Annotated in this window: 16 protein-coding genes; 5 read left to right on the top strand and 11 right to left on the bottom strand. The window is 43.4% G+C overall.

Features of this window, described 5'->3' with window-relative positions; translation table 11 throughout:
* Positions 1 to 29: 29 nt before the first annotated feature.
* The 9 genes from BUB52_RS03110 to BUB52_RS03070 form a co-directional block, all read right to left on the bottom strand.
* Positions 30 to 1247 (bottom strand): hypothetical protein, encoded by a 1218-nt coding sequence (locus tag BUB52_RS03110; protein WP_009122522.1) that lies wholly within the window; start codon positions 1245 to 1247, stop codon positions 30 to 32.
* A 22-nt stretch (positions 1248 to 1269) separates the two neighbouring features.
* Entirely contained in the window at positions 1270 to 1914 is a 645-nt protein-coding gene (locus BUB52_RS03105; RefSeq protein WP_009122521.1) for an ATP-binding cassette domain-containing protein, read from the bottom strand.
* Positions 1915 to 2271: 357 nt separating this feature from the next.
* The gene (locus BUB52_RS03100) at positions 2272 to 3375 is read right to left on the bottom strand and encodes a DUF4836 family protein (protein WP_009122520.1); all 1104 of its coding nucleotides are present in this window, start codon (positions 3373 to 3375) and stop codon (positions 2272 to 2274) included.
* Between the two features lie 6 nt (positions 3376 to 3381).
* The gene (locus BUB52_RS03095; protein ID WP_009122519.1) at positions 3382 to 4080 is read right to left on the bottom strand and encodes a 16S rRNA (uracil(1498)-N(3))-methyltransferase; all 699 of its coding nucleotides are present in this window, start codon (positions 4078 to 4080) and stop codon (positions 3382 to 3384) included.
* 6 nt (positions 4081 to 4086) lie between these two features.
* Positions 4087 to 4665 (bottom strand): bifunctional nuclease domain-containing protein, encoded by a 579-nt coding sequence (locus tag BUB52_RS03090; RefSeq protein WP_009122518.1) that lies wholly within the window; start codon positions 4663 to 4665, stop codon positions 4087 to 4089.
* Between the two features lie 4 nt (positions 4666 to 4669).
* Positions 4670 to 5935: a nucleoside permease gene (locus BUB52_RS03085; RefSeq protein WP_009122517.1), complete on the bottom strand. Its 1266-nt coding sequence runs from the start codon at positions 5933 to 5935 to the stop codon at positions 4670 to 4672.
* Positions 5936 to 6175: 240 nt separating this feature from the next.
* Positions 6176 to 7357, bottom strand: a complete 1182-nt coding sequence (locus BUB52_RS03080) for a class I SAM-dependent rRNA methyltransferase (RefSeq protein WP_009122516.1) — start codon at positions 7355 to 7357, stop codon at positions 6176 to 6178.
* A 25-nt stretch (positions 7358 to 7382) separates the two neighbouring features.
* Positions 7383 to 8015 carry a 3'-5' exonuclease gene (locus BUB52_RS03075; RefSeq protein ID WP_009122515.1) on the bottom strand — a complete coding sequence of 211 codons (633 nt, stop codon included), beginning with the start codon at positions 8013 to 8015 and terminating at the stop codon, positions 7383 to 7385.
* A gap of 10 nt (positions 8016 to 8025) precedes the next feature.
* On the bottom strand, positions 8026 to 8574 hold the full coding sequence (locus tag BUB52_RS03070; RefSeq protein WP_009122514.1) for a DUF5063 domain-containing protein: 549 nt from the start codon (positions 8572 to 8574) through the stop codon (positions 8026 to 8028).
* A gap of 110 nt (positions 8575 to 8684) precedes the next feature.
* Between BUB52_RS03070 and BUB52_RS03065 the strand changes: the two genes are divergently transcribed.
* From BUB52_RS03065 to trxB, 3 genes are read left to right on the top strand one after another with little or no spacing between them, the layout of a single operon-like run.
* Positions 8685 to 11198, top strand: coding sequence for an FtsK/SpoIIIE family DNA translocase (locus BUB52_RS03065; protein ID WP_009122513.1), 2514 nt, complete (start codon positions 8685 to 8687; stop codon positions 11196 to 11198).
* Positions 11199 to 11218: 20 nt separating this feature from the next.
* The gene (locus BUB52_RS03060) at positions 11219 to 11851 is read left to right on the top strand and encodes an outer membrane lipoprotein periplasmic chaperone LolA1 (protein WP_009122512.1); all 633 of its coding nucleotides are present in this window, start codon (positions 11219 to 11221) and stop codon (positions 11849 to 11851) included.
* A 27-nt stretch (positions 11852 to 11878) separates the two neighbouring features.
* On the top strand, positions 11879 to 12814 hold the full coding sequence (gene trxB, locus BUB52_RS03055) for a thioredoxin-disulfide reductase (RefSeq protein WP_009122511.1): 936 nt from the start codon (positions 11879 to 11881) through the stop codon (positions 12812 to 12814).
* A gap of 98 nt (positions 12815 to 12912) precedes the next feature.
* Here trxB and BUB52_RS03050 read toward each other — a convergent pair whose 3' ends face one another.
* Entirely contained in the window at positions 12913 to 13614 is a 702-nt protein-coding gene (locus tag BUB52_RS03050) for a Crp/Fnr family transcriptional regulator (RefSeq protein WP_009122510.1), read from the bottom strand.
* A gap of 208 nt (positions 13615 to 13822) precedes the next feature.
* Positions 13823 to 16012, bottom strand: coding sequence for a glutamine synthetase III family protein (locus tag BUB52_RS03045; RefSeq protein ID WP_009122509.1), 2190 nt, complete (start codon positions 16010 to 16012; stop codon positions 13823 to 13825).
* Positions 16013 to 16203: 191 nt separating this feature from the next.
* Between BUB52_RS03045 and BUB52_RS03040 the strand changes: the two genes are divergently transcribed.
* Together BUB52_RS03040 and coaW are read left to right on the top strand one after the other, a co-directional pair.
* On the top strand, positions 16204 to 18501 hold the full coding sequence (locus tag BUB52_RS03040; protein WP_254302499.1) for a DUF5686 family protein: 2298 nt from the start codon (positions 16204 to 16206) through the stop codon (positions 18499 to 18501).
* Between the two features lie 58 nt (positions 18502 to 18559).
* Positions 18560 to 19387, top strand: coding sequence for a type II pantothenate kinase (gene coaW, locus BUB52_RS03035; RefSeq protein ID WP_009122507.1), 828 nt, complete (start codon positions 18560 to 18562; stop codon positions 19385 to 19387).
* The last annotated feature ends 147 nt before the right edge of the window (positions 19388 to 19534 follow it).

Raw genomic sequence — 19534 nt, 5'->3', positions numbered from 1 at the left:
AGTTTAATAACACTGTCTTCGTGTGAAACCTATTTTATTGTTTTATTACTTCCGCTCCAAATGCTTGTAATTTTCCTGCGTATCATCATAATATTCAGTAAAGACACTGCGAAAAACAGGGTACAGCCTATTATCCAGCATGGAAGTAACGTTCCTGTTTCCAATTGTGGAAAAAGCGTGCTGATGATTTTCGTGTAATAACCACGCAGCCATGCTACTCCACCGACAGACAGTACCAACACTAATAGATTTAAACCGGCTGTCAGTATATTGTAGGGAAGCGCTACGCGATTCGGACTATATCCTATAAGAAGCAGATTCTCCAGTTTTCCTGTATTCTTTTGCAATAATAGGAAGATACTTAGCATCAGGATGTAAAAGGATAAAATGCTGATGAATAATCCTACTCCCATGACAATACCGGTGATGAGACGCAGGAAATAAGTTGTTTTTCCGGCATCCAGACCGTCACCTTCGGTTTCGTAATGCTTTTGTTGAAAGTAGTTGCTGATGGCTGTGTCGGTAGGGTTCTTTACTTCAACGATGAGGCGGGAAGGTTGGGCTTCTTTGCCGGGAGCAAAGCTCTTGTTTGCCCAGTCCATAAATGTTTGGGGAACAAGAATTGTATTCAGACGATTGGAGAAGCCTACAATTTTACCTTTGAATTGCTCTACACGTCCGTTACCCCGTAGACTGATATCCATTTGTATAAGGTTCATGAGACCTTCGGAAAGTTTTGGTAGACTGCGACTTTGTGCAAAGCCGAAGTTATATAAATTCAGGTAATTACGAGGAATGATGATAGGAATGACTTGAGAAAACTCATCAAAATGCCATTTATCTAAGTTTACATCTACATATTCATCGGGTACCGACTCAAAAAACATTTCGGTGGAGAGGTGTATTCCGGCTTCCTGCATACCTAAACCTGCGGATACTTTGAATAAGGAAGGGGTGAAAGCTCCCACGCTTTTAGTGAAAGATTGCGCTTTCATTTCTTCGATATCCTTTAGGGAGAAAGTATTACTTCTTCCGGTAAAGCTGCCGAGTGTACTGATTCTTTTGGTGGCGATGATATAATTCTTCTTCATGAAGCTGTCTCCCTGTGTGAAAATGGGGAGTACGTCCCGATAGAATTGTACGCTCAGCAATACAATCAGCATACCGAAGAGGTTGGCGAGAAAAAAACCGGTCAGTTGGCCTATACTGATATGTTGACGGAGAAGTTTCCAAACAAGTTTGTTCATGATTTGAATGATGGTTTATGAATTATAGACGGAAAGTTTCATCGTATTCAAGCTCCGGATGCTTTCCAATGGATGTTACAATAACTCCTGCTCCTTGCTTTCCTGCTTCTTCCATGAGCAAAGCACTCATAATGACACTGTTTTCATTATCGAGGTGGCTAATAGGTTCATCCAAAAAGATAAAGTCGAATGGTTGGCAAAGGCTGCGTATAAAAGCAACGCGTTGCTGTTGGCCGAAAGAGAGTTTTCCGGCTCTTTCATTAATCTTATCGGGAATACCGATTGCTTCGAAAAGAGTAATAATCTCTTTATTCTTCTTGTAGTTGGTCAGGCGATTTTTTAATAAGATATTTTCAAGTGCAGTCAGTTCTGGGAAAATACGAAGTTCCTGAAAAAGAATACTGAGCGAGTGTTTTCGTATATCTACCCATTCGTTAACGGAGAATGAACGGATATTGCGTTCATCAAAATTAATGATACCCTGATAGTCGCGGCGATACCCGTAGATATAACTGCATAGAGATGATTTACCGGTACCTGAAGCAGCTTCTATCAGATAACGTTTTCCTTTGCTGAAAATTATGTCCTGATGCCATATTTGTGAAGTGATGGCATCGCGACGGGCAAAGGCTTGAGGCAAAGTCTGCTGTAAACGAATGTGGTTCATTGGTTGTTCAAGTATGTTTTATTATCTTATCCAATCTGTCATTCAAAGCGTAGCGAAGAATCTATTGATAATTAAGCTGATTTGACAAATTCTAAGGCTGAAAGCCTTCTATCTCTAAGCCCGGGATAATACTCCAGGGATAAATGTTCTCAGTGTTCTGTGTTAAAGGCAAAAGACTAATATTCGGAGATTTTGCCCTTACAGGGCGCAATGTTAGTCATATTCGCATTCCCGGGGTGTTACCCCGGGCTTAGAGATAGAAGGCTTTCAGCCTTAGGTTACTTTATTATTAACTTCTGATTCGTATTAATTGCTAATTATTAATTATTAATTACTGACTACTAACTACTGCTGCTACTACTTTATCCCCGCGAACAGTTTGGCGAAGTCGATAAGTTGTTTCAGGGCATTTTCATTCTTCTCGTTCAGAACAACTGTAAAGTTTGTCCGATTCTTGTCTCCCCGCAGGTTCAGTTCTTCTATTTTCATGATTAGCATATAAAGGATATTGATTTCCGGTTCGTCCGACGCATATTCCATAAGAACACGAAGATTGCTTAAGGTCAACAATTCATCGCTGGTTAATGAGATGTTGAAAGCTCTTCCATGTATCATACTCATCATGGCTTGTTGTAACTCTCGTGAGTTTTGAGGATGGAAAGGCTGATTGCTTTCTTGAGTCTCTCCTTTAAAGTCGGCGCTTTGCAAGGTAGCGTATATACGTCCGTTCTCAAACAGGACATAACCCAGTAATTGTGTGCCATGCGGCCAGTTCAGTACACCACGGACATCCATGGGGAGAGCATCGGGAGTTGCCAATAGCCGTATATCTCCCTTTTGTTGCATCATCGGGGTGAAATATTTATTTGTATGGATACTCTTGTCGGCTGGTTGTTGCATGAGGGCGGTGATAGCCGGTTGCAGCTTCTGCAGTTGTTCGGAGCTGCCTCCGTAAACCACAAGCAGAGTACCGTCGTTGTAGGCAAACAGTACTCCTGTATCTTTTATTTCAATACTTCGGTAACCATCGGCTTTTACCGGGTCGGTACAGAATTGTTCTTGAACAAATATTTGAAGCATGGCTTCAAATTTCTTTAAATCGGCAATCTTCAAAGTGACTGCAGTATTGTGTAGCGTAGGAGCTTCGAATACGTAAACCGGAGCGCTCCAGTCTATTCCACTTTTGGCGGGATCTTTCAGAAGAGGTTCCATTTCTTTTTTCAGGTTGGCGTTTCCGCTTTCGAGAAGCAGGCCTAACAACTTTTGCAAGGTCACTTGGGTGTCTGAATTGTTCAGACCTGCTTTATCGACAATGCTTGTTAAGTCAAGTGCCGCCACTTCTGTGGCATTAGCGGGAATCGCATGGGTATATTCTGTCTTTTTCTCGGTTTTACTACATGAGCTTAGGCATAGTACTATAAATAAGAACGGCAGTAAATAGAAGGAAATACTCTTTCTCATATTATATTATTGGTTTTGTAAGTTTACTATGTGGCAAGCAACGAGGGCTGCTGTTTCAGTACGTAAACGGGAACGACCGAGACTTATAGGCTCGAAACCGTTTTCAATGGCTTTTTTCACTTCTTCTTCGCTAAAGTCGCCTTCCGGTCCGATGAGTACCAACGCATCTTCTCCCTTACGAACAATATCTTTTAATAAAGGTTTCTCTCCTTCATAACAATGTGCAATGAATTTGCGGCCGTTGAAAGATTGGCTGATGAATTTATTAAAATCAGTCATTTCATTCAGTCGGGGCAAACGCGCTTTTAACGATTGCTTGATGGCAGATACCAATATCTTGGCAATACGCTCCGTTTTGATTATTTTGCGTTCCGAAAAACGACAGTTCAGAAAGGTAAGTTCATCGAAGCCTATTTCAGTAGCTTTTTCTGCGAACCATTCTGTGCGGTCCATATTTTTAGTGGGAGCCATTGCGATGTGCAAATATCCGCTCCATAAAGGTGCCTGAGGGGTGGTTTCCAGTATGTTGACAAGGCAACGTTTATTGGTGGCAGTGCTGATTTCCGCACGATAAAAATTGCCTTTGCCATCAGTTAATGTTACTTCGTCACCTGTTTGTAATCTCAATACACGGATTGCATGAACAGCTTCTTCTTCGGGTAATTCAGTGTGCGATTGTATATCGGGAGTATAGAATACGTGCATGGTCGTTTATTGTTTCTTGTGTTGATTGATAATGTCCCTTAGTTGTGCAGCCCGTTCGTAGTCTTCTTCGTCTATGGCGTTTTGAAGGGCAGTTTTTAACTGTTCTAAAGTCTTTTGCTGTGTAGCGGGGGCTTCATCGGGATCTTGTTCTTTCATAGGAGTGATGCTATGCTCTGTTTTTAAGCATTCGGCTTCTAAAATATCATCGTATACGAAGATAGGGGCATCCATACGTAAAGCGAGAGCTACGGCATCACTGGTACGTGCATCGATGCGCAGGATTGTTTCTTCCGCTTTCATATATAGATATGAGTAGAAAACGCCGTTATCTACTTTATAGATGAGTACACGTAATAAATTTGCTCCCAGAACTTTGAGAACCGATGCGAATAACGTATGTGTCAACGGTCGAGGCGGAACGATTCCTCTCATTTCAATCATCATGGATTGCGCTTCGGCACTGCCTATGATAACAGGTAATTGTCGCGGGCCGTTTATCTCGCCCAGCACCATAGCGTAGGCACCGGCTTGTGCCTGGCTATTTGAAATATTCAATACTTGCAGTTCAATCTTTTTTTTGTTCATTCTATCATTTTACCACCTTGTCGGTTTCTTTTTCCGTAGTATGCTTATAACGGAATACGATTCCGAATAAAATTCCAATAACTAATGCATAAGCCGCAAATATAAGCCATACGGGAGTCCACTCACGACTTACCAAACCGCCGCCGGGAGCATATACGGAGAATGCGTCTACTACGGCACCGCTGGCATATCCGCCAATGATTGCTCCCAACCCGTTTGTCATCATAAAAAATAATCCTTGCGCACTGGCGCGAATACTCGGATGAGCTTCCATCTCTGTGAATAATGAACCCGATACATTGAAGAAGTCAAAAGCCATACCGTATACAATCATGGACAGGATGAGCATCCATAAGCCGCTGCCGGGGTCACCCAGGCCAAATAGTCCGAAGCGGAACACCCAGGCAAACATACTGATAAGCATAACACGCTTGATTCCGAAATGTTTCAAGAAGAAAGGGATGGCGAGGATGAATAATGTTTCGCTCATTTGTGAAATGGACAGTAGAATTACAGAGTGTTTTACTCCGAAAGAATCTGCATATTGGGGAATGGAAGCGAAAGAGCTTAAGAACAAATCTCCATAGGTGTTTGTGATTTGTAACGCCGCACCTAACAACATGGAGAACAAGAAGAAAACGGCCATTTTCTTACGTTTGAAAAGTACTAATGCATCGAGACCGAAAGCGGAGAGCATTGTCTTTCCTTCGCTGCGTGCCGGCGGGCAACCGGGAAGGGAAAAAGCATAAAGTCCTAAAATGATAGCTGAAATTGCTGCTACATAGAGTTGTGCGGGGCCTGTCTTGAATCCGGTGAGGTCTACAGCCCACATGGCACAAATAAAACCTACGGTTCCCCATACCCGTATGGGCGGGAAATCTTTTATCAAATCCAGTTTGTACTGTTCCAATGCATTGTACGAAACTGTATTGGCTAATGACAGCGTAGGCATATATACGAGCATATTGAGTAACATTGCCCAATACATATGACTATATGTCGTAGCAGTGGATGCGTAAATCAGAGCACCGGCGCCGATAAGGTGAAGTATACCGTAAAGACGTTCGGCATTTATCCATTTGTCGGCGATAATTCCCATGAGGCCGGGCATGATAAGAGAGGCAATTCCCATGGTCGCAAAAATAGCGCCAATCTGGCCGCCTTCAAAATGTAATGTACCGCCCATGTAACCACCTAATGAGATAAGCCACGCTCCCCAAATAAAGAATTGAAGAAATTGCATAGCCGTGAGTCGGAATTTGATGCTCATAATATTAGTTTTTGAATATTGTTGAATTGTGTAATAGGTGCAAATGTACGACGCAGACGGCAGAAAAACAAGAAGTGTATATAAAAAAAGAAGGCTATCTATCCCAGACAGCCAATCTTTATTAACCTTAAATCTAATACCATGAAAAACACAGTGCAAAGATAAAGGGTTTTATGTTATAAAACATAACGCTTTACTAAGTTTCTTCTTTATATTAACATGATTTAAAATTTTAGCCGTTTATTCTACATATAATACAAGTCCTTTCAGATATTCGCCTTCGGGATGATAGATACTTACAGGGTGGTCGGCAGGCTGCGTCAATTGATGTAGAATACGTACACTGCGGCCGGACATGGCAGCGGCGGTGAATACGGCTGTACGGAAATTCTCTTTGCTGACAGCTTGTGAACAAGAGAAAGTAAAAAGTATACCGCCCGGTTTGATTTTCTCAAAAGCTTTGACGTTGAGTTTCCGATATCCTTGAAGGGCATTGCGCAATGCATCACGATGTTTGGCAAATGCCGGTGGGTCCAAAACAATAAGGTCGTATTGGTCACCCATACGGTCAAGATATTTAAAAGCATCCTCAGCATAAGCTGCATGGCGGTTATCACCGGGGAAATTCAATTCGATGTTCTTGTTTGTCAAGTCAATGGCCTTGGCCGAACTGTCTACGGAATGTACCAGTTTGGCATTACCGCGCATGGCGTAAACGGAGAAACCGCCGGTGTAACAGAACATATTCAGTACACTGCGACCATTGGCATAACGTTCCAGTAGCGAACGATTCTCCCGTTGGTCTACAAAGAAACCTGTTTTCTGACCTTTCAGCCAGTCAATATGGAACTTCAGACCATATTCCATGGCGATATTATCCGTACTTCCGCCTTTCAGAAAACCGTTTTCCGGATAAAGGTCGGCTTTGAAAGGCAGGGTTGTTTCGGATTTGTAGTAAATATTGTCGATTTTATCACCCATAACCTCGGTCAGAGCATCGGCTATTGCCATACGGTCGAGGTGCATGCCGGCAGAATGCGCCTGCATCACGGCCGTACGAGCGTAGATATCAATTATAAGTCCCGGCAGGTTGTCACCTTCGCCATGTACCAGACGATAAGTATTGTTGGTAGGGTTTCCGGCTATACCAATGCTGCGTCGCATATCGTAGGCTATGCTGAGCTTACGTTTCCAGAAGTCGGCATCGATGGTTTCATCCTGAATGAAGCTAAGCACACGAACGGCGATACTGCCAATTTGAAAGTGACCTTTAGCTATGAATTCTTTCTTGGATGTATAGATTTCAACAACTTCTCCTTCCTCGGGTTCTCCGTCGAAGTGTGCGATGGCACCGGAAAACACCCAAGGGTGGAAACGTTTTAATGATTCTTCTTTGCCTGACTTTAGATATACTTTATACATAAATTATGATTAAGATGTGGTAATATTATAATGTGGTTGTGCGGCAACTTTCTTCAGCGGCCATTTCAAAGTCACCGGTGCGTTTCAGTTCCTGTAACCGATTGTATATGTTTAAGCAAGCCCATGCATCGGTGGCTGCATATTGTTGCTGAGACGGTGTCAGTACTTCGGCTTCCCAGTTGGAAAGACGCTGGCTCTTTGAAATTTTTTCTTTAAAAAGAATCGCATATATCTTTTGCAAGCTTTTGTCTTGAATGCCGAATGTGCGGACGTATTCTTGTAATTCGATACAAGCGCGTTGTTCAAACGGAGCGCGTTTGTGCAACATCATGAAATCATCGCGCAGGGAAAGTCCGACTTTGGTTACACCGGGATTTTCAAGTAACATGATAATCGGAAGAGTCAGACCGGTGAGATTGAGGCGGAAAAGAAAACAGTGTTCTTCCGATGAAATCTGCAATAAGGCCACTTTATGAGATTGTCCCTTGGTGAAGGACGGACGTGTTTCGCTGTCAATGCCCAGTATGGAACATTGTTTCAGATAAGCTACGGCACGTTCTGCCTCTTGGGGGGTCTGGATAACATGTATCTGCCCCGGAAAGAAAGCTTTCGGCATGTCCTTTACTTCTTCTTTATCTATACTTCTTCTGATAATCATAGTTTAAAGTTTATTCATCATCTTCTTCATTATCTTCTTCATCCGGTTGGTTGTACTTTACGTCATGTAAGGCACGCAGGGTATTCACCAACTTTTGTCCCCAGTATAGGGCGAAGTGTTCCTGACAGACGGCAAGTGAATCGTTCATCGTTTCATTGAGTCCCAACTGGAATACGAAAATAAAATCTCTGATGTCTTGATATATATCGGCCAAGTCTTCGGAAATGTTTTTTGTGATAGGCTGGTCGCTGTATTTCATATCCGATACGAATACATCCAGATAGTCGTCCTTTTCGGCGAGAATACCTGCCAGATTCATACGGAGTATTTCATAAGTTTCTTCTGTTACGAATGTTTCGAGGGCTTCATCGCCTATCGTTTCGCATTGGGGCAACATGGATGCTTTGAGATAAAGTAAGGGAAGTATCTTTAAAGATGTATCGACAAAGGCGGAACGTTTCATCGTTTCCGTCTGTTCCAAGAACTTGCAGAACTCGGCGGCTACGGTTACGAATTCCACAACATTACGGTCGAATATCACTTGACTTTCTTTTTTCATATCTTCTTGATTTGAAACGCAAAGGTACGAAAAAGGTTTGAAAGCATTACTGCATAAGCTTTTTTTTGTTACTTTTGCGTCATTATACGGATATTAGCGGAATACATTTTATGGTCAAAAAAAATACAACTAAAGATACAGAGCGGTCTATCTCTTTTTTCGGAAAGATAGCAGCGGTTTTAAAGAATGAAACCGTCCATTTCGTTGCCGGTCTGATACTGGTAATCTTTTCGGTTTACCTGCTGTTGGCCTTTTCGTCTTTCTTCTTTACAGGGGCGGCAGACCAGAGCATTATAGATTCCGGAAATGCGCAGGATTTGATTTCTACGCATAACGGCGTGAAAAACTATGCCGGTTCACGTGGAGCCCAACTTGCCAGTTATTTAATAAACGAATGTTTTGGCATATCCTCTTTCTTTATTCTGATATTTTTGGCCGTGGCCGGATTAAAGCTGATGCGTGTCCGTGTGGTACGTTTGTGGAAGTGGTTTATAGGGTGCTCATTACTGTTGATTTGGTTCTCGATATTCTTTGGTTTTGTGTTTGTAGACCAATACAAGGATTCTTTTCTCTATTTGGGCGGCATGCATGGATATAACGTCAGCAATTGGTTGGTATCTCAGGTGGGAGTACCGGGAGTGTGGATGATATTGCTGATTACCGCTATATGTTTCCTTATATATTTGAGTGCTCGTACTGTTATTTGGTTGCGTAAACTTTTTAGCCTTAGTTTTTTAAAACATAAAGAAAAGACCGGAAGCGTGTCTGGTGAGACTCCGGAAGAATTTACGGACTCTTGGACAGTGAAAGGAAAGAAGATGCCGGTCGCAGCAGAAACGACTTCTGATACGAAAAAAGAAGAGACACTCGAGAATCCGGAGGAATTTGGAAAAGAAGAAGAGGAAGATGATGGCACTCACGAGATTATGCTTGACTTGGGAAATGCAGCAAAGGATAAAGTTGCGATAGCCAAAGAAGAAGGTGAAGTACTTATGACAATTGAAACTCCACCGTCTGATACAGCTTCAACTATTCCGGTATCAGGGCAGCAAGGGGGAAAAGAACCTGCTTTTGAAGTGGAGACAGTGGAAGATGAAGAATATCACGGTCCGGAGATAGAACCTTATAATCCTTGTCTTGATTTGGAAAACTATCATTATCCGACCATTGACTTGATGAAGCATTATGATAATGCCGAACCTACGATTGACATGGCAGAGCAGAATGCCAATAAGGATAAGATTATTAATACGCTACGCAGTTTCGGTATCGAAATCAGCACTATTAAGGCTACGGTCGGTCCTACGGTGACGTTGTATGAGATTACACCGGAACAGGGGGTTCGTATTTCTAAAATACGCGGCCTGGAAGATGATATTGCGCTTAGCCTTTCTGCATTGGGTATCCGTATTATTGCTCCGATACCCGGAAAAGGAACAATCGGTATTGAAGTGCCTAATTCCAACCCGAAGATAGTTTCGGGTCAGAGCATTATCGGTAGCAAGAAATTTCAGGAATCTACGTACGACCTGCCTATTGCGTTGGGTAAGACTATTACCAATGAGGTCTTTATGGTGGATTTGTGTAAAATGCCCCACGTACTTGTTGCCGGAGCTACCGGCCAGGGTAAGTCGGTGGGATTGAATGCTATCATCACTTCTTTATTGTATAAGAAGCACCCCGCAGAATTGAAGTTTGTGCTGGTAGACCCGAAGAAAGTGGAATTCAGCATCTATTCGGTGATTGAACATCATTTCCTAGCCAAGTTGCCTGACGGCGAGGATGCTATTATAACGGACGTAACCAAAGTCGTTCAGACTTTGAATTCTATCTGTATTGAAATGGATACCCGTTACGACCTGTTGAAAGCTGCGCATGTACGTAATATAAAAGAATACAACGAGAAGTTTATCAACCGTCGTCTAAATCCCGAAAAGGGACATAAATTCATGCCATATATCGTGGTAGTGATTGACGAGTTCGGTGATTTGATTATGACAGCCGGTAAGGATGTGGAGTTGCCTATCGCCCGTATCGCCCAGTTGGCACGTGCTGTAGGTATACATATGATTATTGCTACCCAGCGTCCTACAACGAATATTATTACGGGTACGATCAAAGCTAACTTCCCGGCGCGTATTGCCTTCCGGGTATCGGCTATGGTGGACTCCCGTACTATCCTTGACCGACCGGGAGCTAACCAGCTGATCGGTCGCGGTGATATGTTGTTCCTGCAAGGTGCCGATCCTGTTCGCGTGCAATGTGCGTTTATCGATACGCCGGAAGTTGCGGAGATAACAAAGTTCATAGCTCGCCAGCAAGGCTATCCTACGGCATTCTATCTGCCTGAGTATGTGGATGAGAATGCGGCAGGTGATTTGGGCGATGTTGACATGGGACGTCTTGACCCGTTGTTTGAAGATGCCGCCCAGTTGATTGTTTATCAGCAGCAAGGCTCTACTTCACTTATTCAGCGTAAATTTGCTATCGGTTATAACCGTGCGGGGCGTATTATGGATCAGTTGGAGAAGGCGGGAATTGTAGGTCCGGCCCAAGGCAGTAAGGCGCGTGAGGTATTCTGTGCAGACATAACGGATTTGGAAGCGCGGTTGAACAATTTGTAATAAATCAACGTTTGAATTACATGAAAATCAAAAGTCTTTTATTTACTTTTTGGGTGCTCTGCCTGGCTTTTCCTATGGTTGCGCAGCAGCCGGATGCCAGAGACATACTTGATCGTGCGGCAGATGCTTTCCGTAGAGAGGGGGGAATAAAAATCACTTTCTCCGTGCGTGCGCCCGAAGGAAATTCTAATGGTTCTATTCGTTTGAAAGGTGATAAGTTTCTTTTGGAAACAGAAGGCGTGACGACATGGTTTGACGGACGTACGCAATGGAGTTATCTTGCTTCAAGTGATGAAGTGAATGTTTCCGAACCTGCGCCGGAAGAATTGCAGAGCATTAATCCTTATTCATGGTTGTCGCTCTATAATCAGGATTATAAACTGAAAGTGGTTAAAGTAGGCAATGCCTCAGATGATACGACCTATAAAGTGGTAATGACTGCCACCAAACGCAGCCAAGATATGCAATGTGTTATCTTGTATATAGAAAAAGGGTCATTCCGCCCTTTAAAACTTAGTATGGTTCAACGAGGAAGTAAAGATGCGGTAATAGTGTTTATAAACTCTTATCAGACAGGTAAGAATTATGACGACAGCCTCTTTGTGTTTGACAAGCAGGCTTATCCTACTGCTGAGATCGTTGATTTAAGATGATAAAGTGTAATTAATAAAAAGAATAATATGGAAACAGAAAAAGTAAAGTGTTTAATAATAGGTTCCGGCCCTGCCGGATATACCGCAGCTATTTATGCTGCACGCGCCAATCTTTCTCCGGTGCTTTATGAAGGCTTGCAGCCCGGTGGACAATTGACTACCACCACCGATATCGAGAATTTTCCCGGATATCCGGAAGGTATCAGCGGTACACAGATGATGGAGGATTTGCGCAAGCAGGCTGAACGTTTCGGTGCAGACTTGCGTTTCGGTGTGGCTACGGCTGCCGATTTGAGTAAATCCCCATATAAGATAACCATTGATGAAGAAAAGGTTATTGAAGCGCAAACTATTATTATTGCAACCGGAGCCGCCGCTAAATATTTAGGACTGGAAGATGAAAAGAAGTATGCAGGCATGGGTGTCAGTGCTTGCGCTACTTGTGACGGTTTCTTCTATCGCAAGAAAGTTGTAGCGGTAGTCGGTGGTGGTGATACGGCTTGCGAGGAAGCTTCTTATCTGGCCGGTTTGGCAAGTAAAGTATATTTGATTGTCCGTAAGCCATTCTTACGTGCTTCTAAGATTATGCAGGAACGTGTAATGAACAATGAGAAAATTGAAGTATTGTTTGAACACAATGCGGTAGGATTGTACGGAGACAATGGTGTAGAAGGCGTACATTTGGTAAAACGTATGGGTGAATCGGATGAACAACGCTATGATTTGGCTATTGACGGTTTCTTCCTGGCTATCGGTCATAAACCTAATTCTGATATATTCAAGCCTTATGTCGATACGGACGAAACAGGGTATATCCTGACAGAGCCCGGTACTCCCCGTACAAAAGTTCCCGGTGTATTTGCTGCAGGAGATGTTGCCGATCCTCATTATCGTCAAGCTATCACAGCAGCAGCTACAGGATGTATGGCAGCGATTGAGGCGGAAAGATTCTTGTTAAATTGAGAATTGAGAATTAAGAATTAAAAAATAGGCTGCGCGGTATAAATGTTATATAACAAATACCGCGCAGCCTATTTTTTAATTCTTAATTCTCAATTTCCTCACCCTATTTTACTTATCTTCTTCAACTTCTCTTCATCGATAATTTTGATTTTTCTTCCGTCAATGGTGATTAGGCGTTCCGTGGCGAATTGTGAGAGGGTACGGATGGCATTGGATGTTGTCATGTTGGAAAGGTTGGCTAAATCTTCACGGGACAGGTAGATACTCAAAGTAGAACCGTCCTCTTCCAAGCCGTAACTTTCTTTCAAGAAAATAAGTGATTCTGCCAAACGGCCGCGAATATGTTTTTGGGTGAGGTTCACAGTACGCTCATCAGCGATACCGAGGTCGATAGATAATTGTCTGATGAAGAACATTGCCAGTTCGTTGTTTTGTGATAGCAATGTCATAATGGCGGTCATGGGTATCAGACATACTAATGAAGGTTCGAATGCGCAAGCTGCGGTTACATAATCCGCTTTTGCGAAGTAGGGACGATATCCAAAGTATTCGGTGGGTTTAATCATGCGGATAATTTGGCTTCTTCCACCTACACCGTCTTTATAAATCTTGACTTTCCCGTTCAACAGACACATCAAGCAAGTGGGTGTCTCGCCCTCACAATGGATAATCTCGTTTTTCTTATAATTCTGGAGCGTAAAATGGTTAGCGAGAAACTCTCGCTGTTCTTCATTCAGGGGTGACCATATATCGGGAATCAACTCCGGAACATTAATATCGGATAAATTTACTTTTACCATAACTGCTGCAAAACTGTGTTGTACAGCACAAATGTAAAAAGAAAAAATTAAAAATGACACATTTGTATCAAAAAAGTGCAAGAAAGAGGGGAGGAATAATAAATTATGAATAGTGGATTATGAATGATGAATCGCCGTTCGGCATAGCAGTGCGGCTGATTCATCATTCATAATTTATAATTCATTTAACGGCAAAGCCGTTAAATTATCATTTAGTGAATAACAGTTCCCTATATTTGGGTAACGGCCATATCTCGTCGTCTATTTCCATTTCAAGATTATCGATATGTTCACGGATACTTTCCAGATAAGGACGTACAGTTTCTTCGTATGCAAAGGCTTTGTCTTTGTAATTATCCATGTGGTTGGCAACTTTACGGGCTTCCGTCATCTCACGTACCTGCATTTTGATAGCGGTTACACGGTGGGAAATTTCACGTATCAGTTCCTTGCGGTCGGCACTAAGTACTTCATACTCTTCCGGAGTGAAAGTTTCGCGCAGTCCTCGTAAGTTTTCCAGCAAGCGGTTTTGATAAATAACGGCAGTCGGTACGATGTGATTAATGGCAAGGTCACCCAAGACACGGCTTTCAATCTGTACTTTCATCGTGTACTTCTCTAACTCTACTTCAAGGCGGCAGGCAAGTTCTGTTTCGTTGAAGATACGTTCGCCGATGAGTACGGAACGAGCCTGATCGTCCATATAACGCATTAAGGCTTCCGGTACATGGCAGATATTAGTCAGTCCGCGGTTGGCGGCTTCCTGTTTCCATTGTTCGGAATAGCCGTCTCCCTCAAAACGAATGGGTTCCGAAGCAATGATTGTTTCTTTCAAAATACGGAAAATAGCTTCGTCTTTGCCAACTCCTTCTTCCATGAGTTTTTCAATGGATACTTTGAATTCGTTCAGCTGATTGGCCATTGCTGCATTTATGGCAATCATGGCAGCGGCGCAGTTGGCCGACGAGCCGGCAGCACGGAATTCAAAACGATTACCCGTGAAAGCGAAAGGAGAGGTGCGGTTACGGTCTGTCGTATCTAATAGAATCTCAGGGATACGTCCGATACCCAGCTTTAAAGTAGTCTTTTCCTCGGCTGTCATCTTACTGTTGCTTACCTGGCGGGCTATCTCATCGAGGATGGAAGATAACTGCTTGCCCAAGAATATGGATAAAATAGCAGGAGGAGCTTCATTGGCGCCTAAACGGTAGCTGTTCCCGGCGCTTGCAATGGACGCGCGGAGCAAATCCTGATTCTTGTATACCATCATCAGTACATTCACAAGGAATGTGAGAAATAGCATATTACCTTTCGGATTTTTTCCCGGAGCAAAAAGATTTATCCCCGTATCGGTGCAGAGCGACCAGTTGTTGTGTTTACCCGAACCGTTCACGCCGCTGTATGGCTTTTCATGCAGCAGCACGGCAAAGTTGTGTTTGCGTGCAATGCGTTTCATCAAATCCATAACCAGTTGGTTGTGATCGTTGGCAAGATTGGCGTTCTCAAAGATGGGAGCCAGTTCAAATTGGTTGGGAGCTACTTCGTTGTGGCGCGTCTTTACGGGAATGCCCAGTTTGTGGCACTCAATTTCCAACTCTTTCATAAAGGCCGTAACACGCGGTGGAATGGAACCGAAATAGTGGTCTTCCAACTGTTGGTCTTTAGCGGAAGAGTGTCCCATCAATGTACGCCCTGTCAGGCATAAGTCGGGGCGTGCGTTATAGAGGGCAGAATCAACGAGGAAGTATTCCTGTTCCCAGCCTAAATTGGTATATACGCGTGTTATGTTTTTATCGAAAAGCTGGCAGACATCCGTCGCGGCTTTATCCACCGCAGCGAGTGCTTTGAGCAAAGGAGTTTTATAATCCAACGCCTCACCTGTATAGGAAATGAAGATTGTTGGGATGCAGAGCGTAGTTTCCACGACGAAAGCCGGTGAAGAAACGTCCCATGCCGTATATCCGCGCGCTTCGAATGTGTTGCGGATACCGCCGTTGGGGAAAGAAGAAGCGTCCGGTTCCTGCTGGATGAGCAGCTTTCCGGAAAAACGTTCAATAACATCTCCGTCTTCTCCGAATTCGATGAAGCCGTCATGCTTTTCGGCTGTACCGTCTGTCAGGGGTTGGAACCAATGAGTGTAGTGGGTGACGTTCAGGGATTTAGCCCAGCTTTTCATACCGTTGGCTATTAAATCGGCCATTTCCCGATTAATGGGAGTTCCTTTTTCGATAGCGTCTGTTACAGCTTTATAAGCTTCTTTAGGCAGGTATTCCTGCATCTTTTTACGGTCAAAAACATGGCTGCCGTAGTAATCGGACAACTTGTTTGAAGGAGTAATAACTTCAAGAGGACGACGATTGGCGAGCTCTTGCAAAGCAAAAAATCTCATTTTTGACATACTTGTCTCTTCTTTTATTGATTGTTGGGCGCAAAATTATATGTTTTTTCTGAATTACCCCCTATTTAAAAGGGGGTAATCTTGAATTTTTATATGTTTTTTGGAGATGTACCCCCTTGAAAAGAGGGGTAATCTTGAAAATATGCATTTCTAAAGAAATGGCGGTCCCGGAAAATGAAAATGGAATAAAGATGGAAGTTATTACTTTTTTTCTATATTTGTTCCCATATAAAAAGATATTGCGGTTGAAACATTTTATATGCATATGGATAGGAGCCTGTTTCCTGTGTGCAAGCTTGCAGAAGGCGGGTGCTACGGCTGTTCCCAAATCGTATGCGGGACAGAGGGCTTACGCGGATTCCATTATGGACAAGGTTATCTTTTTTGCGCCTTTTTATGAACGTATTGTCGATGAGTATAAGGCGGAACTCTATATAAAAGGATGGGCAAACATCCGTAAGAAGAATCATTTGCTCCGTTTTATCCCTTCCATGTTTCGTATGAAGAAAGGGGTGCGGGAGTATATGATGGAAACATACAGCGAACTGCATTATACCGCTCCCGATATTTACGACCAGAAAGTGACAGCCAGTGTGGGAACTTCTTCCGAACTTTGGGAGCTGGACGGTCGTTTGCTCGAATATTTCCACATAAATATTTATTCCTCCACTTTATTATATGATAAGTTGCTGTCTCCATTGGCTTCCAATGCGAAGAAATTCTATACTTACTATGTAGATTCCATAATGGGCGAAGTGCATAATCGGGAGTTCCGTATCCGGTTTATGCCGAAGAGCAAGAGCTTCCAACTTGTGGGTGGCTATATGATTGTCAGCGATAACGTGTGGAGCGTGCGGGAGATTCGTTTTTCCGGCCGTTCCGAAATGCTTCGCTTTAATAATCTGGTAAAAATGGGGCAGGTGGGAAGTGAGGACGAGTTTCTGCCTGTGCATTTTAATGTCGATGCCACTTTTCGTTTGCTCGGCAATGTGATAGACGGCAGTTATACGGCGGTGCTCGATTATAAAGATATTCATCAGAAAGATCCTGCTGTCGTAACCGGACGCAATCGGACAAAGAGTAAATACGACCTGTCCGAGTCCTATACTCTGCTGACAGACACCAACGCCTATCAACGTGATACAGCCTATTTCAACAAACTGCGGCCTATTCCGCTGACTTCGCATGAGCAGAAGTTATACGAGGATTTCTTTTTGCGTCGTGATACGCTTCTCTATAAGAAGAAGCCCAAGAACAGGCGGCTGGAGTTCTGGGGGCAGATAGGAGATGCATTGGTCAGCAGGTATACGGTAGACCTTGCCAAGATGGGAAGCGTACGTTGTTCACCTCTTATCAATCCTTTGTTGTTGAGTTATAGTAAGAGCAATGGTTTCTCGTATCGTCAGGAGTTCAAATACAACCGTTTATTTGCGGGTGACCGTCTGTTGCGTGTAGTTCCAAAGCTGGGTTATAATTTCAAGCGGAAAGAGTTCTATTGGTCGGTCAACTCCGATTTCGATTACTGGCCTCGCAAACGCGCCGCCCTGCACGTCAGTGTAGGTAATGGTAATCGTATTTACAGTAGTGATGTACTGGATGATTTGAAAGCTATTCCCGACAGCATCTTTGATTTTGACCAGATTCACCTGGACTATTTTAAGGACTTGTATTTGCATATACGCCATAGCTGGGAGATTGTTAACGGTTTGACTTTGGATGTAGGTCTTTCCTTGCACAAACGTACAGAAGTGGAACGTTCCAGATTCGTTCTTGTCTATCCCAATACTCCGAATGTCATGTCGGCAGGTACTACATCGATTTACCCGGGATTTGACCCTTCGATTCTGAAGAAGTTCCGTCACAGTTATAACAGTTTCGCGCCTCGTGTACGTGTAACGTGGACTCCCGGTCAATATTATTATATGAGCGGTGACCGTAAAATCAATCTTCATTCCAAATATCCGACTGTCTCGGTAGACTGGGAGCGCGGCATCAGCGGAATTATGAACAGTACCGGAAAGTACGAACGTATTGAAGTGGATTTCCAGCACAATATTCCGTTGGGGTTGATGCGCGATATTTATTACCGGTTCGGCTGGGGAGCTTTTACGAATCAGAAAGAGCTCTATTTTGTGGATTTTGCCAATCTGGCACGTTCCAATCTTCCTGTCGGTTGGAATGATGAAATCGGCGGAGTATTCCAGTTGCTCGACGGACGTTGGTATAACTCGTCCCGCAAGTACATCCGCGGGCATTTTACGTACGAAGCTCCTTTTCTGTTACTTCGCCACCTGAAGAAATATACTCAATATGTGCTGAATGAGCGTTTGTACCTGAATGCTTTGGTCGTTCCTCATTTGAATCCTTATCTTGAAGTGGGATATGGCATCGGTACGCATATTTTCGATTTTGGTGTTTTTACGAGCTTTGCAAATTGGAAATATCAGGAAGTGGGCGTCAAGTTTACGTTTGAGTTGTTCAATAGGTAAGCCGGAATGGAAGATTATAGGAATTTATGCTTTATCTTTGTCGCAAAATTTTAAGACTATGGGAATCGTAATAGGCATAGACGTAGGTGGAAGTACCACTAAAATCGTTGGAATCAATAAAGGAAAGATACAGTCTCCGATGTTCATAACGGCGACCGATCCGGTGACTTCCCTGTTTGGCGCATTCGGTAAGTATATTTATGATAATGGAATCCGGCTGTCCGATGTGGAACAGGTGATGCTGACCGGTGTGGGCAGCGCCTTTGTGGACAGCCCGCTTTACGGACTTCCTACGCGTAAGACGGATGAGTTCATAGCCAACGGGCTGGGTGCGCGCCATGCTACGGATATAGACCGGTTGATTGTTGTCAGTATGGGTACGGGTACATCTTTTGTGAAAATCAACGGAGATGAAATCCAGCATATCGGTGGTATGGGTATTGGCGGTGGGACTTTGCAAGGGCTTTCACGCCTGTTGCTCAAGACGCACGATATTCATCAAGTGGCCGATTTGGCTGCAAAAGGCGATGTGACCCGTGTCAATCTGCAAATCGGTGACATCTGTAACAACGCATTGCCCGATTTACCCGTGTCCGCCACTGCCTCATTGTTCGGAAAAGCCGACAGTAACGCTTCGCAGGAAGATATAGCCTGCGGTATCATCTATACCGTGCTTCAAACCATAGGCGGTGCGGCTGTCCTTTCCGCTTTGAACAGTCCGGTGAAGGATTTTGTATTGATAGGCAACCTTACCCAACTGCCGCAATGCAGGGAAGTGTTCCCGAAAATGGAAAGCATCTACCATGTCCGGTTTCATATCCCGCCTTATGCGGAATATCGTACGGCTATCGGAGCGGCTTTGGCATATATCAAAGAGAATTCCTGATATATATTAAGGTATAAATCTTTAGAAATCGGGCGTAAAGACCGGATATTTTCAGAAAGAACTTTTTGTCATTCAAGAAAATACTCCTATCTTTGCGCCCGATTTAATATGAGTCAACATAAAGTCTCACTTAATTAACGAGTTAAA

Origin of the sequence: Bacteroides clarus YIT 12056 (genome assembly GCF_900129655.1) — a bacterium.
Taxonomy (GTDB): Bacteria; Bacteroidota; Bacteroidia; order Bacteroidales; family Bacteroidaceae; genus Bacteroides; species Bacteroides clarus.
This window is presented reverse-complemented; position numbering and strand designations above follow the sequence as displayed.